The sequence below is a fragment of the Luteimicrobium album genome (genome assembly GCF_030161555.1).
Taxonomy (GTDB): Bacteria; Actinomycetota; Actinomycetes; order Actinomycetales; family Cellulomonadaceae; genus Luteimicrobium; species Luteimicrobium album.
In genome coordinates this window covers 474,595-490,263 of sequence record NZ_BSUK01000001.1, presented here as the reverse complement: position 1 = coordinate 490,263, position 15,669 = coordinate 474,595, and the positions used below count along the sequence as shown (strand labels likewise).

Annotated in this window: 14 protein-coding genes, 1 tRNA gene and 2 pseudogenes; 11 read left to right on the top strand and 6 right to left on the bottom strand. The window is 72.3% G+C overall.

Translation table 11 applies throughout. From position 1 onward, the window contains the following. From QQK45_RS02505 to QQK45_RS02490, 4 genes and pseudogenes are all read right to left on the bottom strand, one after another. A pseudogene (locus QQK45_RS02505) lies at nucleotides 1-1,020 on the bottom strand (adenosine deaminase); the annotation flags it as partial. Between the two features lie 18 nt (nucleotides 1,021-1,038). Continuing rightward, nucleotides 1,039-2,358, bottom strand: a complete 1,320-nt coding sequence (locus QQK45_RS02500; RefSeq protein ID WP_284291881.1) for an acyltransferase family protein — start codon at nucleotides 2,356-2,358, stop codon at nucleotides 1,039-1,041. Nucleotide 2,359: 1 nt separating this feature from the next. Next, nucleotides 2,360-4,714 carry a glycosyltransferase family 2 protein gene (locus QQK45_RS02495; RefSeq protein WP_284291879.1) on the bottom strand — a complete coding sequence of 785 codons (2,355 nt, stop codon included), beginning with the start codon at nucleotides 4,712-4,714 and terminating at the stop codon, nucleotides 2,360-2,362. A 170-nt stretch (nucleotides 4,715-4,884) separates the two neighbouring features. Next, nucleotides 4,885-5,397, bottom strand: coding sequence for an EXPERA domain-containing protein (locus tag QQK45_RS02490; RefSeq protein WP_284291877.1), 513 nt, complete (start codon nucleotides 5,395-5,397; stop codon nucleotides 4,885-4,887). Between the two features lie 188 nt (nucleotides 5,398-5,585). Between QQK45_RS02490 and QQK45_RS02485 the strand changes: the two genes are divergently transcribed. The 5 genes and pseudogenes from QQK45_RS02485 (at nucleotide 5,586) to rplA (ending at nucleotide 8,209) form a co-directional block, all read left to right on the top strand. After that, nucleotides 5,586-5,658: transfer RNA gene (locus QQK45_RS02485), tRNA-Trp, on the top strand. A gap of 75 nt (nucleotides 5,659-5,733) precedes the next feature. Continuing rightward, nucleotides 5,734-5,979: a preprotein translocase subunit SecE gene (secE, locus tag QQK45_RS02480; protein ID WP_284291875.1), complete on the top strand. Its 246-nt coding sequence runs from the start codon at nucleotides 5,734-5,736 to the stop codon at nucleotides 5,977-5,979. Between the two features lie 168 nt (nucleotides 5,980-6,147). After that, nucleotides 6,148-6,849, top strand: a complete 702-nt coding sequence (gene nusG, locus QQK45_RS02475; protein WP_284291874.1) for a transcription termination/antitermination protein NusG — start codon at nucleotides 6,148-6,150, stop codon at nucleotides 6,847-6,849. A 116-nt stretch (nucleotides 6,850-6,965) separates the two neighbouring features. Continuing rightward, nucleotides 6,966-7,397, top strand: coding sequence for a 50S ribosomal protein L11 (rplK, locus tag QQK45_RS02470; protein ID WP_284291873.1), 432 nt, complete (start codon nucleotides 6,966-6,968; stop codon nucleotides 7,395-7,397). A 96-nt stretch (nucleotides 7,398-7,493) separates the two neighbouring features. Next, nucleotides 7,494-8,209 (top strand): annotated as a pseudogene (gene rplA, locus QQK45_RS02465) (50S ribosomal protein L1). 306 nt (nucleotides 8,210-8,515) lie between these two features. On the opposite strand, the gene QQK45_RS02460 reads toward rplA, so the two are convergent. Next, on the bottom strand, nucleotides 8,516-9,847 hold the full coding sequence (locus QQK45_RS02460; protein ID WP_284291872.1) for a glycosyl hydrolase family 18 protein: 1,332 nt from the start codon (nucleotides 9,845-9,847) through the stop codon (nucleotides 8,516-8,518). Between the two features lie 397 nt (nucleotides 9,848-10,244). On the opposite strand from QQK45_RS02460, the gene QQK45_RS02455 reads away from it, so the two are divergent. Beyond that, nucleotides 10,245-10,892, top strand: a complete 648-nt coding sequence (locus QQK45_RS02455; protein ID WP_284291871.1) for an RNA polymerase sigma factor — start codon at nucleotides 10,245-10,247, stop codon at nucleotides 10,890-10,892. Then, nucleotides 10,889-11,374, top strand: a complete 486-nt coding sequence (locus tag QQK45_RS02450) for a carboxypeptidase-like regulatory domain-containing protein (RefSeq protein ID WP_284291870.1) — start codon at nucleotides 10,889-10,891, stop codon at nucleotides 11,372-11,374. The genes QQK45_RS02455 and QQK45_RS02450 overlap by 4 nt, the downstream gene beginning before the upstream one ends. Nucleotides 11,375-11,425: 51 nt before the next feature. Here the strand turns inward: QQK45_RS02450 and QQK45_RS02445 are convergent, their stop codons facing one another. Next, complete coding sequence (locus tag QQK45_RS02445) at nucleotides 11,426-11,929, bottom strand: hypothetical protein (RefSeq protein WP_284291869.1); 504 nt, start codon at nucleotides 11,927-11,929, stop codon at nucleotides 11,426-11,428. 110 nt (nucleotides 11,930-12,039) lie between these two features. On the opposite strand from QQK45_RS02445, the gene QQK45_RS02440 reads away from it, so the two are divergent. The 4 genes from QQK45_RS02440 (at nucleotide 12,040) to QQK45_RS02425 (ending at nucleotide 15,638) form a co-directional block, all read left to right on the top strand. Continuing rightward, nucleotides 12,040-13,020 (top strand): S8 family peptidase, encoded by a 981-nt coding sequence (locus QQK45_RS02440; protein ID WP_284291868.1) that lies wholly within the window; start codon nucleotides 12,040-12,042, stop codon nucleotides 13,018-13,020. 406 nt (nucleotides 13,021-13,426) lie between these two features. Further along, nucleotides 13,427-14,092, top strand: coding sequence for a tetratricopeptide repeat protein (locus QQK45_RS02435; RefSeq protein WP_431310213.1), 666 nt, complete (start codon nucleotides 13,427-13,429; stop codon nucleotides 14,090-14,092). Next, nucleotides 14,056-14,661 (top strand): hypothetical protein, encoded by a 606-nt coding sequence (locus QQK45_RS02430; protein ID WP_284291866.1) that lies wholly within the window; start codon nucleotides 14,056-14,058, stop codon nucleotides 14,659-14,661. The genes QQK45_RS02435 and QQK45_RS02430 overlap by 37 nt, the downstream gene beginning before the upstream one ends. Next, the gene (locus QQK45_RS02425; protein ID WP_284291865.1) at nucleotides 14,658-15,638 is read left to right on the top strand and encodes a CHAT domain-containing protein; all 981 of its coding nucleotides are present in this window, start codon (nucleotides 14,658-14,660) and stop codon (nucleotides 15,636-15,638) included. The genes QQK45_RS02430 and QQK45_RS02425 overlap by 4 nt, the downstream gene beginning before the upstream one ends. Nucleotides 15,639-15,669: the final 31 nt, after the last annotated feature.

Sequence of the window (15,669 nt, the reverse complement as noted above, 5' to 3'; positions counted from 1 at the left end):
GGGGTCCTGCGCGAGCCACGTGTCGACGCCCGCGAGGAGGCGGCGCTTCGTGGCCCCCGACGCGCGGCTGGCCCGGACCGACGCCCGCGCGAGGTCCGCGAGGGCGTCGTCGTCGAAGCCGTGGACGTGCCGGGCGGTCTCGTACTGGTCGACGAGCCGCGACCGGAAGAGCAGGGGGTCGTCGGCGCCGAGCGCGACGGTCGCGCCGGCGGCGACGAGCGAGGGGAGCGGCACGTCGCCCAGGTCCTCGTAGACGCCGAGCGACACGTTGGAGGCCGGACAGACCTCGAGCGCGACGCCGGCCTCCACGAGCCCGGCCAGGAGCGCCGGGTCCTCGGCGGAGCGCACGCCGTGCCCGAGGCGGTCGGGACGCAGCGCCCCCACGACCTCGCTCACGTGCGCCGGGCCGAGCAGCTCGCCCCCGTGCGGGACGGACGCCAGCCCCGCCCGGGCGGCGATCCGGAACGCGTGCGCGAACTCCTGCGTGTCGCCGCGGCGCTCGTCGTTCGACAGCCCGAACCCGACGACCTGCCCGGGCCTGTCGCCCGCGTACCGCGTCGCCAGGCGGGCGAGGGTCCGCGCGTCGAGCGGGTGCTTGAGCCGCGAGGCCGCGACCACGACGGCGACCTCGAGCCCGTGCCGGGCCGACGCCTCGCGCGCAGCGTCCAGGACGAGCTCGACGGCGGGTGTGATGCCGCCGAGGAACGGCGCGTACGACGTCGGGTCGACCTGGATCTCGAGCCGCCCCGAGCCCTCCGCGGCGTCGTCCTCGGCCGCCTCGTCGACGATCCGCCGCATGTCGTCGCCCGAGCGCACGCAGGCGCGGGCCGCGTCGTAGAGGCGCTGGAACCGGAACCAGCCGCGCTCGGTCGACGGCACCCGGAGCGGGTCGGCGTCGAGCAGCGCGGGCGGCAGCCGGACGCGGTACCGCTCGGCGAGGTCGAGCAGCGTCGACGGCCGCATCGAGCCCGTGAAGTGCAGGTGCAGGTGGGCCTTGGGCAAGGCGGCGAGGTCTCGCACCCGGGCAGTCTCGCACTCTCAGCCCCGGCCCTCCTCCTCGGGCGCGAACAGCCGCGCGCTCGGGTAGAAGCTGCGCTTGGCTCCGCCGGGCGTCCTCAGGAGGCGCAGCCGCCCGACGGGGTACTCGATCGCCCAGTAGCTGAGCCAGCCCACCGGGACCGCCACGACGAGCAGCGTGAGGGCGACGAAGGGGAAGGCCGACTGGTCGTGGGAGAGCCGGCCGTGCGCGTCGAGGTACAGGAGCACGGGCTCGTGCCACAGGTACACCGAGTAGGAGATCAGGCCGCACCACACGAGGACGGAGGACGCCATCCAGCGCCGCCAGCGCGCCGTCGTCGGAGCGAGGACCGACGACGCGAGCAGGAGGACGAACGCGACCGTGGAGAGCTGCTGCCACCACAGGGACGACGCCGCGGACTCGGTCCGGATCGCGCACCCCCAGACGAGCAGCGCGAGCGCTCCGAGCCGGAGCGCCCACAGCGCGCGCGGCGGCAGCGGGAGCGCCGCGTGCCCGCTGTTCCAGGCGATCATTGCGAGCGCGAGCACCATCCCGCCGACGAACACGGTCCCCTTGGCGAGCGGGTTGAACCAGACCTCGTAGTGCGTCGACGGCACGTGCGTGACGAGCGCCCAGCCCTGGTAGGCGAGCGACGCCACGCCCACCCCGACGACGGGCGCCCAGACGAGCGCGCGTCGGACGCGGGGCGAGCGCTCGTGCGCCCGGACCCGGCCGTAGACCGCGAGCAGGACGACCAGGAACGCGTAGAAGAACACCTCGACCGCGAGCGACCACGCGGGCCCGATCGTGTAGAAGATCCGCTCGCGGTCGAAGATCTGGGTGAACGTGAGGTGCTCGACGAGGTCCTGCCAGTTGCCGGGGAGCGTGGGGTTCCGGTAGGCCCAGACGACGAGGATCGCCACCCAGTACAGCGGCAGGATCCGGAGCGCGCGCCGCGTCGCGAAGAGTCGCCACGATCCCGGGTCCTGGCCCGCGAGCACCTTGCGGGCGATCGGCAGGAACAGGAGGAACGCCGAGAGCACGAGGAACATGCTCACGAGCCCGTCGAGGTTGAGGAGCACGTGGTAGCCCCACGTGTCCTGGTACGCGTACGAGGACGACGTGCCGGCCCGGCAGAACTGGTACGCGTGGAAGACGACGATGCCGAGCGCGGCGAGCCCGCGGTAGCCCTCGAGGTCCTCGAATCGGGTGCCGGTGTTGCCGGGGACGGCGCGCTGCTTGTCGATCCGGGGCGGCGCGTCGCTCACGGGCAGCGCGGCGGAGGGGTCGCGCAGGACGGTGTCCTCGAGGCGCGGCGGTCGGGCGTCGGGAGTGGTCATGTCAGGCCGCCTTCGCGGGGAGGGGGCGCGGGCCGACGGCGCCGGTCGCGGTGGCGCGGACGTCGCGCGGCGTGACCCGCCAGACGCGCTCGCGCGTGAGCTCCTTGAGGTGCGCGATGCGGGTGAGGGCGCTCTTGAACTCGGTGTAGACCATCGCCCACAGCAGGTACCGCCAGAACCACCCCGGGTGGGCCCGGACGGAGGGTTCGCCCAGCACGTACGCCATGAGGGTCTGCAGCGGTCCGACGAGCGTGGTGGCGACCGTCGTGAGGACGAACAGCGAGATGAACCAGCTCTTCGACCCACCGACGCCGTGGGTCATCGCGAAGACGAGGATCGGCAGGATCTGCAGCGAGATCCAGGGGTAGACCTCGCGCCAGCCGAGCAGGTACGTGGCCCCGATCTTCTGGCGCACGGTCAGGCGGGGCGAGGCGAGCAGCGAGCGCAGGTGGGTGACCGACACCTGCAGCCAGCCCTGCGCCCACCGCAGACGCTGGGCGGTGAGCTGCGGGACGGTCGTCGTCGCGAGCTCGTAGGACGTGAGCCGCGGGTCGGACGCGATGCGCGCGCCGGACTCGAGCGCGCGCATCGACGCGTCGATGTCCTCGGTGAGCATCCGGGGCCGCATCCGGACCGACCGGAGGACGTCGGCCCGCCAGAACCCGTTCGACCCGCCGAAGATGCCGAACCCGTGGAGCCGGGCGCGGCCCGGGTGGGAGACGGCGTAGATGGACTCGAACTCCACGGCGACGACGCTCGCCAGGCCCGACGCGTCACCGTTGCGGACCACGCAGTGCCCCTGCACGACGTCGTAGCCCGCCCGGATCCACCGGACCGCCCGCTGGAAGCCGCCGGGTCCGGGGTGGTGGTCGGCGTCGAACACGCCGACCACCTCGCCCGTCGCGATCTGCAGGGCCGCGTTGACGTTCTGCGCCTTGGACGTCGACCCGTCGACGCGCAGCAGCTCGACGCGCGGGTCCGCGGCCGCGACGGCGCGCAGGGCGTCCTCGACCGGGAGGTCCTGCGGCGTGTTGTAGGCGAGGACCACCTGGAGCTCGCCGGGGTAGTCGAGGCGCCGGAACGCGGCGAGCGTGGACTCGACGGTCGCCGACTCGTTGGGCAGGTAGGCGGCGATCACCGCGCTGACCCGGGGCCAGGTGTCGGGCTCGGGGACACCGTCGAGCGGGTCCTCCTGCACGGCGAGCATGCTCTCCGCGACGATCGCGACCGTCGTGACGACGAGCGCCGCGACCACGAGGGCGTAGGTGAGAGCCGTGAGGTCGAACCCGGCACGGTCGAACGTCACGTAGGCGAGGTACGGCACGAGCGTCCCGACGGCGAAGGTGCCGACGGCCTGCCAGGCGAGCCGGACACCGGGGCGGCGGGTCCACGCGAGCGTCTCGCGGACCTGCTGCCGGGTGCGCGCGACGGCCTCGCCGACGACGTGGACGAGGTGGCCGGGGAACGTCGTGGGCGAGGGCGCCGACGGCAGCTCGGGCGGCTCGGGTTCGTCGAGCAGCGCACGCACCTGCGCCCCGGTGAGGATGTCGGGCGCCTTGGTGGGCTCGAGGTCGAGCCTCCCGGCGGACAGGTCGGTGGCCGCGAGCGCGCCGGCGAGCGCCCGCCGGGCGCCGCGGCGCAGCGAGGCGTACCCGAGCAGCGGGGTGAGCGAGAGGGCGTCCGCCTGCGGCTCGCCGGTGACGTCACTGCCGTACCGGCGACGCGCGAGCATGGTCCCGAGTCGTTCGAGGCGCCGCGACATGCGGCCCACGCGCTGGCGGTCGAGGACGACGACGAGGTCGCGCGACGCCGTGAAGCCCACCGGGTGGACACCCGGGAGGTCGTCGTCGACGCACTGAAGCAGGTGGTCGGCGAGGCGGTCCGCGACCGCGGGACCGTAACGCTGCGCGACCCGCGGCAGCTCGAACGCGCGGACCACCAGGACCGTCCAGCGGCCGCCGGCCGGTCCCGGTCCGTCGCCGTCCGTGACGAACGGCTCGATCGCGGCGACCAGCTCGGCGGGGCTCGCCGGCTCGTCGGCCCGCGGCCGTGGCGCCGGGGCGAGCTCGGGGGCGCGGCGCAGGACGTGCGCGACGACGAGGTCGTGGTGCTCGAGCGCGGTCCGGCCCACCACGTCGACGCCGGGACCGAGCCCTCCGTCGTCGTCCCACAGGTCGACGGCGGTGTGGGGGTCCGCCACGACCAACGAGGGATGGCGGGGGAGCGGCGGAGCGTCGGGCGCGTCGTCGGCGCGCGCGGCCGCCGGGAAGCCGAGCCCGCGCAGCCTCCGGGCAGCGGCGCTCGCGAGGGTCCGGTCGGTCAGGTCGATCAGGATGGGCGTCAGTGCACGGCTCATGGCGTCCTCTTCGCGTCGGTCCCGTCGGGGGCTGATGCTCGACGGTGAGCCGACTCGACGCCGTTGGCGCAGCGGTGGTGCGTGGCTCCCAGCGTGCCGGTGCTTCGTTACTGCACGGTTTCAGCGAGGCAAACGTTGGGGTGCTGTTCGCGGCCGCTGCGGCCCGCTGCTCAGAAGCGCCGCGAGAACGGGTCGGGCTTGCGCATCCGCACGAGGAGCAGCAGGGGCAGCAGGACGTACGGGACGTTGAACGCGAGGAACTTGCCGGGCCGCGGCGTCACCCACTCGGGCTCGCCGAACAGCTCGACGCCGAAGATCACGATCCCGGTGAGCGTCACGATCATGGTCGCGTAGATCACCGCCGGGAGCTGGATCCACTGCCAGCCCCGGATCAGCGCGATCACGAGCAGCACGTAGAACGGCAGGTACACGAACGCCGACAGGCCGGTGCAGATCCGCATCCAGGTGGGCGGGTGCATGAACAGCGGGTCGGTGTCGTGCGCGTACCAGTAGTTGCTGTTGACGATCGGGTTGGAGGACGGGTGCGAGATGTCGACGCCGAGCGTCGGCAGCATGTCGCTGATGATCGAGGTGATCGTGAACGCGCTGAAGACGAGCGCGAAGCCGATGTCGAAGGGGCGCTCGCGCAGCGGCAGCGCCCGGATCCCGGGGTCGGAGGCCATGTCCGCATGCTGCCACCCCGGACGAGTTCGACCCACCGCCCGGCGTCGCGTAGAGTAGGGCTCCGGTGGTTGACTTCCGCCATGCTGGGTCGTGCCCGAGGGCGCGAGACGCATGATCCGGGACGTGCCCCGTGAACCCCTCGTCGGAGGTGCTTCTCGGAGTGCGCCCTGGTGGAGGAACTCCACGAAGGGCAGTGGCGCAATTGGTAGCGCAGCGGTCTCCAAAACCGCAGGTTGCAGGTTCGAGTCCTGTCTGCCCTGCACGACGCACGAGGTGCGTGTCCGTCGTTGGACCTGACAGTTGGGAACGAAGTGAGCGAATCGCCGTCGGAGTCCGTGAGCGCCAGCGCTCCGGCTGCGAAGAAGCGCTCGGCGTCGTCCGACAAGCGCGGGTTCTTCGGCCGGATCGCCCTCTTCGTGCGGCAGGTCATCGCCGAGCTCAAGAAGGTCCACACACCGACTCGCTCGGAGCTCTTCACGTACACGGCCGTGGTCATCGTCTTCGTGGCGGCGATCATGGCGTTCGTGACGCTGCTGGACTTCGGGATCGGCAAGCTCGTGCTGCTGGTGTTCGGCGACTGACGCCAGCACCCGTCGTCTGAAGCACACCCCTACGCCGTCGCCGGCAACGCCAACGAAAGCAGGTTCGCTCGTGTCCCAGGAGTCGCAGGACCACGCGGAGGAGCTCTCCCCTTCGCCGACGCCGCGTCCGATGTCACGCCCGACGCTGCGCCGGAGGCCGAGGTCGAGGTGACCGAGGGCGAGACCGTCGAGGCCGACGCGGCCCCCGAGACCGACGAGGTCGAGGACGAGGACGCTGCTTCCGAGGCTGAGGCCGAGGAGGACCCGGTCGAGGCCTTCAAGCGCGAGCTGCGGACCCAGCTCGGCGACTGGTACGTCATCCACTCGTACGCAGGCTACGAGAACCGGGTGAAGACCAACCTGGAGACCCGCATCCAGAGCCTCAACATGGAGGACTTCATCTTCCAGATCGAGGTGCCCATGGAAGAGGTCACCGAGATCAAGAACGCGCAGAAGAAGACGGTGCGCCGCGTGCGCATCCCGGGCTACGTGCTCGTGCGCATGGACCTCACCGACGAGTCGTGGGGTGCCGTGCGCCACACGCCGGGCGTCACGGGCTTCGTGGGCCACACCCACCAGCCGGTCCCGCTGACGTCGGACGAGGTGTTCTCGATGCTCGCCCCGTCCCTGGCTCCGAAGCCCGAGGCCGGTGCGCGCGCCGCCGCCGGTGGCGGCGCCCAGGCCGCGACGCCGATCGCGGTCGACTTCGAGGTCGGCGAGTCCGTGACCGTCACCGACGGTCCGTTCGACACGCTGCCCGCCACGATCTCCGAGATCAACGCCGAGAGCCAGAAGCTCAAGGTGCTCGTCTCGATCTTCGGCCGGGAGACCCCGGTCGAGCTGTCGTTCAACCAGGTCGCCAAGATCTGAGTTCCCGCAGCCCGTCGGGCCGGTCCAGGACCGGTGGCTGACAGGCGCGACGACAGCACTGCAACCGGGTCATCGCCCATGGCGTCGGCCCACGAACAGAAAGCGAGGAGTGCGACATGCCTCCCAAGAAGAAGGTCTCCGGCCTCATCAAGCTCCAGATCCAGGCCGGCGCAGCCACGCCGGCCCCGCCGATCGGCCCCGCCCTGGGTCAGCACGGCGTGAACATCATGGAGTTCTGCAAGGCCTACAACGCGGCGACCGAGTCGCAGCGCGGCAACGTGGTCCCCGTCGAGATCACGGTGTACGAGGACCGCTCGTTCACGTTCATCACCAAGACGCCGCCGGCTGCCGAGCTCATCAAGAAGGCCGCGGGCGTCGACAAGGGCTCGAGCACGCCCCACTCGGTCAAGGTCGCCTCGATCAGCGCGGACCAGGTCCGCGAGATCGCGCAGACCAAGCTCGAGGACCTCAACGCCAACGACATCGACGCCGCCGCGAAGATCATCGCAGGCACCGCGCGCTCGATGGGCATCACCGTCCAGGGCTGACGCCCCGGCCGGCAAGCAGCACCACAGAGCAGAAGAACAGTGGGAGGGACCGCCGTCGGCGGACCCGACCGACCACGACTGCAAGGAGAAGCAGCAATGGCTCAGCACAGCAAGGCGTACCGCGCCTCGGCCGAGAAGATCGACCGCACGCGCCTCTACGCCCCCTCGAGGCCGTCCGCCTCGCAAAGGAGACGTCGACCACCAAGTACGATGCGACCGTCGAGGTCGTGTTCCGCCTCGGTGTCGACCCGCGCAAGGCGGACCAGATGGTCCGCGGCACGGTGAACCTCCCGCACGGCACCGGCAAGACGGCCCGCGTCCTCGTGTTCGCGAACGGTGAGAAGGCCGAGCAGGCCCGCGCCGCCGGTGCGGACATCGTCGGTGGCGACGAGCTCATCGACGAGGTCGCGAAGGGCCGCACGGACTTCGACGCCGCCGTCGCGACGCCCGACCTCATGGGCAAGGTCGGTCGCCTGGGCCGCGTGCTCGGCCCGCGTGGCCTCATGCCGAACCCCAAGACCGGCACGGTGACCATGGACGTCGCCAAGGCGGTCGAGGAGATCAAGGGCGGCAAGATCGAGTTCCGCGTCGACAAGCACGCGAACCTCCACTTCATCATCGGCAAGGTGTCGTTCTCGGACGAGCAGCTCGTCGAGAACTACGGTGCCGCGCTGGACGAGGTCCTGCGTCTGAAGCCGTCGTCCTCGAAGGGCCGCTACATCACGAAGGCGACCGTCACGACGACGATGGGCCCCGGCATCCCGCTCGACCAGAGCCGGACGACCAAGCTCCTCGAGGAGGAGGCGGCCTGATCCAGGCCACTTCCTTCCCGACGACGAACGGCGCGACCCCCGCGGGGGCCGCGCCGTTCGTCGTTCCGCACCCCTGTCTCGTGCCGAACACGGGCTCCGCGCCCGTCATCGCGAGCCGGCGGGCGCGGACCGCGTTCTCGCGGGGCGAAGACCCCGTTCTCGCGGGGTACTCGCGGGGTAGGTGCGGGCGGTCGCCCAAGCGGACCGTGCGATCAACCCGTGCTAGACCCAGGCGAGAAGCGTCCGAGGTCTCCGGCCTCGTCGGGCCGGTCGCCGGCGGCGGGTCCCGCCGCCGGCGAAGGGGTGTCAGCAGGTGCCGACGACCGCCCAGGGGCCCCACTCGGCGGCACCAGGGGTCTCGCCGAGCGTCCACCACTTCGCCTGATAGACCTGGCCGCCGTACGAGACGGTGTTCCCGCCCGTGTACACCGTCGACGACGACCATGCCGCCGCCGAGCAGTCCGCCGGAGGGGTCGTGGGGTCGGTGGGCGGGGTGGTCGGGTCGGTCGGGGGCGTCGTGGGGTCGGTGGGCGGGGTCGTGGGGTCCGTCGGAGGGGTGGTCGGGTCGGTGGGCGGGTCGGTCGGGTCCGTGGTGCCGCCGCCGGTCGCGAGCCGTGTGCCGACGGCGTCGGCGAACGCGTACCCGCTGGTCTTGTCCCAGTTGACCGACCACGTCATGATTCCGCCGAGCTTGCCGTAGGCCTTGGACGGCTTGAAGGAGCCACAGCTCGTGCCCTTCTCGAGGCAGTCGAGCGCCGCGATGACGTTGGCGGTCGTCTGGTAGCCGCCTCCGGCCGCCTGCGACGTCGCGGGGTAGCCGAGCCCGACCTGGTCGGGGCGCAGCCCGAGCTGGTCGAGGAGGATCGCCGCCTGCGAGGTGACGAAGTCGACGCTGCCCTGGGAGTAGACCTTGCCGTCGGCCCCGAGCATGGAGCCCGAGTTGTAGTACTGGGTGTTGACGACGGTGAGGATGTCCTTCACGTTCTGCGTCAGCTGGTAGTACGCCATCGACGTCGCCTGGTAGTCGATGGTCTGGGGCGCCATCGTCAGGATGAATGACGGGCCGACCTTCGACGCGAGCGTGTGCAGCGCGTTCGCCGTGTAGGTCGCGTCGATGCCGTTCTCGAAGTCGATGTCGACGCCGTCGAACCCGTACTCCTGCAGGACGGCGTACGCGGTGGTCGCGAAGTTGGCAGCCTGCGTCGCGCTCGTGACGTTGATGGTGCCGTTCTGCCCGCCGATGGACAGGACGACCTTGCGGCCCTGGGCGTGCAGGGTCTGCACGTCGGCCTTGAACTGGTCGACGCTGTAGGTGCCGCCGAAGTCCGTGGTCGCGAGGTTGAACTCGATGCCGCCGGGGGAGGAGGCCGATGCGTCGGCGAACGCGACCTCGACGAGGTTGTACTGAGACGGGACGTCGGCGAGATGGATCGTGCCGGACCCGTTGTCGAAGTTGTGCCAGTAGCCCGTGAGCCACTGGCTGCCGCCGGTCGTGGCGGCGGCGAGCGCGCCGTTGCCGGCGAGCGGGGAGGCGGTCGCGGGGAGGCCTGCGCCGGCCATTGCGGCGGCACCGAGGGCGACGGCGGCCGCGGCGCCGAGCACGCGCCGACGGCCCGCGGCGTTGCGGGTGAGGTCCATGTGAACTCCTTTGTCAGGGGGCCTTACTAGGCTAGGTCAGCGGCGATCCGGTCCGGTATGAGGGATTTCCACCGTCGCGGACTCGATGTACGAGATCTCCCGTAGAACGCGAATGTGACCCAGGTCACTCTCGATGGCCGTATCACCAGGGCGCCGCGGCGCTCTCGCCTTGGTGGGGGACGGGCGCCCCGCGGCAGAGGGGAGCGGGGCACCCGTCCGGCAGGCCGAGACGGTCGGCGCAGGCGCCGAGGACGACGTGAGAGGTGGTGGCGTGATGGTCGAAGATCGCCCGCTCGCTCCTCGCCGTACGGACCGGGCCCTCGTAGAATCGTCGAAACCGCAGGTCAGCGTCGATCTGAGCGGAGAACCGACCGGACCGGGAGGCGTCGGTAGCGCGATGGCTGAGAGCAGGCAGAAGACCGTGCGTGACCCGGACGAGGTCAGCCTCGGGGACCGGGCCGCGCACGCGGTGCTCGAGTACCGCGAGGGCAGACCCGCGGCGCTCGAGGCGGTCGTCCGCGAGATGACGCCCTTGCTCTGGCACACGGTGCGCGCCCAGGGCGTCGAGCCCCAGGCCGCCGACGACGTCGTCCAGGACACCTGGGTGGCGCTCGTCCGGCACATGGACACGATCGCCGAGCCGCACGCCGTGTTGAAGTGGCTCCTCGTGACCGCGCGGCGCGGCGCCTGGGAGGCCGTGCGTCGTCGTCGGCGGGACGAGAAGAACCGCACCGAGCTGCACGACGGGCCCGACCCCGAGACCGGTGCGCACCGCGAGGTGCCGTCGGCGGACCCGGCACCAGACGCCGTCGTCGCGACGAACGACCGCGACCGGACGCTCTGGACCGTCTTCCAGGACCTCCCGGACCGGTGCAAGGAGCTCCTCCGGCTCGTCTCGCTGGCAGACCGACCCGACTACAAGTACATCTCCGAGGCGATCGGCATGCCGGTCGGCAGCATCGGAGCGACGCGAGGCCGCTGCCTTGCCAAGCTGCGCACGCTTCTCGACGAGAGCGGCGCCGACGACACCTGGAGGCACGCATGAGCACGCCGTACTCGCCAGACGAGCCGTTCGACGCGAACGACGAGGCGACGCTCGCCGCGCTCGGACGCATCGCGCTGCTCGCGGACCCCGTGCCGCCCGACCTCGTCGACCGGTCGCTGTTCGCGATGACGCTCGCGGCGCTCGAGACCGAGCTCATGACCCTCGAGCGCATGCCCGAGGCCGCCGGCGTGCGGGCCGCGGAGGCCGCACCCACGCAGGCGCGGACCATCACGTTCACGTCGACGTCCCGCACCGTCATGATCACCGTGGCCCCCGGGCCGGACGGGGTCCGCATCGACGGCTGGATCGCGCCGACCGGAGAGGTCGACATCGAGCTCCATCGCCCGCACGACGAGGTCGTCACGACCCGGACCGACGAGGACGGCCGGTTCGCGTTCGACGCCGTCGCGCCCGGTCCCGCGAGCCTCGTCGCCCGGCCCGACGACGGCCCCGCCGTCAGCACACCCGTCATCGAGCTCTGAGGGCGGCCTGATCCGCCCGGTGCGGCGCCTCGTCGCGCTCGGCACCGCACCTCACCACCGCACGCGACGACGCGGCGAGCGTCGTCCTGAACGAGAGGCACCACCGTGAGCGAGATCCCGCCCGGCACCGGCGACCCCGGCACGCCCGAGGAGCATCGACTCGGCCGGCACGTCCGCACCCTGCGCGACCACGACGGCGTCGTCCACGAGGTACGTGACCTGGATCCGGTCCGGGCGCGGGTTCGGCGCCCGCGGCGGGTCGCTCCGACGCGGTACGTGGCGGACCGGCTGATCGTGCGGACGGCGCCCGACGGCGCGGCAGACGACGCGCTGGTGGCGGCGGTGCGTGAGGCGGCGGGGCGTCGGGGGTTGGAGGTGCGGGTGACCGAGGCGCCGGTCGCCGAGGCTCGCCAGAGCACGCCGCGTCAAGGTGCGGCGGTCCACGTCGAGGGCGGCGACGTCGACGCCTGGGAGCTGCTGGACGAGGTTGCCGGGGGTCTCGGGGCGTCGGAGGAGGTCGCGCGGGTAGGCCTGGACCACGTGCTTCAGGGCCACCGAAACTGGACGCCCCACGGCGTCGAGGAACCCGGGAGCCGGCGACCTTTGTCGGGCCCGCGCCCCGCCGAGCCCACGCTGATCGCGACGTTTGGAAAACGGCCGATGGGGTGGCGCGTCCGGTCGTCGCGATCGTGGACACCGGCGTGGGGCAGCACCCGTGGTTCGACGCGCCCAACCAGGTGGTCGCACGCGGAGTCATGTTGGATGGCGCCCCCATCGGGACGTATGACGACCGCGAGCCCGATGGCGACGCCGAGCCGGGCAGCACTGCCGAGGGCACGATCGGCGAGTATTCAGGGCACGGGACGTTTATCGCGGGTGTGGTGCACCAGGTCTGCCCCGACGCGGTGATCTTGCCCGTCCGCGTCTCCGGCCGCACTGGAGAGGCAACCGAATGGGACGTCGCGCGCAGCCTCGAGCGGCTGCTCGACTTCCATCTGCGTGGGGTCGCGGGCGACGCAGCGTGCGCCGCGGTTGACGTCGTGATCCTGCCGTTCGGCTACTACCCCGAGGAGGTCGACCAGGACGACTACGACGGCGTGCTCCGCGGAGTCCTGCGCGACCTGCGCGAGGCCGGCCTGCTCGTGGTCGTGTCGGCGGGGAACGACGGCTCGACGCGACCGGTCTTCCCCGCGGCGTGGGCGCCATCGGTTCGCCGCGTGCCTGGCGGAACCGTCGTGCCTGAGGTGCCTGGCGACCTCGTCGCGGACTACACCCCGCTGCTCACGGTCACGGCGTCGAACCCCAACGGGACGCTGGCGGACTTCGCCAACGACGGGCCATGGGTCACGGCCGTTCGCCCCGGGGCAAAGTCGCTCAGCACGATGCCGACCACGTTCGACGGGCCAGAGGTTCCCACGGTGCGTACGGCGGACGGAATGCGCGAGTCGATCGACCCGGACGACTTCCGGGGCGGCTTCGCGCTGTGGAGCGGGACTTCGTTCGCAGCGCCTGTCCTCGCGGGCCAGCTCGCCGACGCACTGCTCGACCTTCGCGTCAACGGGCGTGAGACATCGTCGCGCGTCGCGGCGGCATGGGATGCTGTGGTCGCTGTGGGCGACCTGTATCAGGCGGTGCCCGCGTCCTGATGTGAGAGGCGGTCGGCGTGACGGACCCGGACTGGTCGCGGTACGCCGACCGCCTCGCGCGTGCTCGTGATCTCAACGCCAGAGCGCGTTCGGGCCTCGCGTCGACGATGTTCGAAGAGCTAGTGCGCGAACTTGAGACGCTCGACCCGGCCAACCTCACCGTCGATGATCGCGGACGTGCCGCTACGCTCACTTGCCAGGCTCTCGTCGGTCAGGCCGGCGCGTTGCATTCGGACAACGCGGGCCTCCTCGCGCACTCGCACTCCTTAATCGTGCGGCGGTCCTGGCGCCTTTCGCGGATGAGCAGGACATCATCGGTTCGATCGAAGGTCAGCGTGGCTTTCTGCTGGCACGTGCCGGCGACACGGAAGGCGCATGGCACGCGATCACCCGTGGCCTCGCCGGCGTGTCCAAGGACAACCATCGCGAGCGGGCGATCAGCTTCATGAATCGTGGCAATGCTGCGGCCGAACTGGGGGACGTGCGCGGAGCGCTCAGCGACTACCGGACAGCGCACGGCCATGCGGAGGCGCTGGGACACGAGCTCTACATCGCGCTCTCGATGCACAACGTCGGGTATGCGAAGCACATGCTCGGCGACCTCCCTGGCGCGTTGTCCGCGATGGACGAGGCTCGCACCCACGCCCCCGAGCAGGACGACGGCATCCCTCTCCTGGGTAAGGCGGAGGTGTTGGTCGAGGCCGGTCTGTGGACCGAGGCGGACGCGGCGCTCGAGGAGGCGATCCCGCAGCTCCAGCGCGCGGGCCTGCGGCTCGACCGGGCGGAGGCGGAGTACTTCCGGGCGCGAACCCTGCTGGGCCTGGAGCGGTACCCCGACGCGAAGCGCTGGGCGGCGCAGGCTCGACGACACTTCGAGGCGGGCGGGCACGCGTCGTGGGCGGTCGTCGCGCGCGTGCTCGAGCTCGAGATCGAGCTCTCCCGAGCGCGCAAGGAGGGAGTCCCGTCGGCGCGCACGTGCCGCCGTCGGGCGCTGGAGGCGCTGGACGTGGCGGACCGGGGAGCGCGACCGGTGCCGTGCTCGGCCGCGAGCCGTCGGTCGGCGCGCGGTTGATCGCGGTGCAGTGGCTCGTGTCGGCGGGCGACGTGGAGGCGGCGCGCGGCGTGCTCGCGGAGGTGCCGTCCAACCTGCAGGGCGCGCCCCTGACGCTCCGTGTCCAGCGCTATGCGGTCGCTGCCGAGCTCGCGTTCGCGGCGGGGGACCGTGCGGCGGGCCTCCGGGCGGTGAAGCGCGGGTTCGGGATCCTCGCGGAGCATCGCGCGCGCCTGGGCTCGGTCGACTCGGTCGCGGCGGCCGCCGTGCACGCGGTGGGCCTCAACTGGACGGACGTCGCCGCGGCCCGGGCGACGGGCCGCGCGTCGGCGGTGTTCGACGCTGTCGAGCGCGGTCGCGCGACCTTCGCGGGCGCCGCGCGCGTCACGCCCCGGAGGACCCCGAGTCGGCGGAGCTGCTGGCGACCGCGCGCGCCCTGCTGGCCCGCGCCCGGGAGCTGCCCGTCGACACCGACCCGGCAGCCGCGAAGGAGCGGGCCGAGCTCCACCGCCGGGCGCGCGCGCTGCAGGACCGGCTGCGCGAGCGCTCCTGGCAGCGGACGGGCGACGCCGAGGTGGCGCACGCGGTGACGAACCGCGAGCTCGTCCGGCTGCTCGCCGACCGGGGCGACGGCGCGGTCGTGGCCGACTTCGCCGTGTTCGGCGGTCGGGTCCTTGCGGTCCGCGTGGATGCGCGCGGCTCCCGGCTGCTCGACCTCGCCGACGCCGCCGACGTGACGGAGCGGGTGCGCCGCGTCCGCGCCGACCTGCAGATCGCGTCCAATGAGCTCATCCCGGCGCCGCTGCACGCGGTCGCCGCCGCCTCGCTGACGACGGGCCTGCGCCGCCTCGACGACCTCCTCGTGCGGCCCCTCGCCGCCGAGGGTGACCTCTACGTCGCGGCGCGGGACCCGCTCATCGCGCTGCCGTGGTCGTCGTTCCCGTCGCGTCGCGGTCTGCGGACGGCGGTGAACTCGCACGTGGCGCGGGGCCGCGCGGTGGACGGCGACGGCCGCGCGCCCCGCGTCCTCGCCGTCGCCGGGCCCGGGGTCCAGCACGCCGACCGCGAGGCGTTGGACGTCGCCGGCGGCTGGGAGCACGGGACCGCGCTCACGGGCGCGGACGCCTCGACCGACGCCGTGCGGCGCGCCCTCGAGGACCACGACGTCGTCCACCTCGCCGCGCACGGCCGTCACGACGCCGACAACCCGCTCTTCGCGTGCATCGAGCTCGCCGACGGACCGCTGTTCGCGCACGAGCTCGACGGGCTGCACCTCCCACGGTCGGTCGTGGTCCTGTCGGCGTGCGAGGTCGGGGGCGTGACGCCCGGACTCGGCGGTGAGGTCCTGGGCCTCACCTCGGTCCTGCTGCGCCTCGGCGCCCGCGCCGTGATCGCCTCGGTCGCGCCCCTGCCGGACGTCGTCGCGGCCGACATCATGCCGCGCCTGCACGCCGAGCTCCGCGCGTCCGACGACCCGGAGGGCGCCCTGGCCCTGGCGCTCGCGGATGTCGCGGAGCCCGTGCCGCTGGTCTGCTTCTCGTCGGTCGCGGGCCTGGCGTCCGGGTAGGGGCCGTTCTGCGGCAGGACCCGGTCGGCTA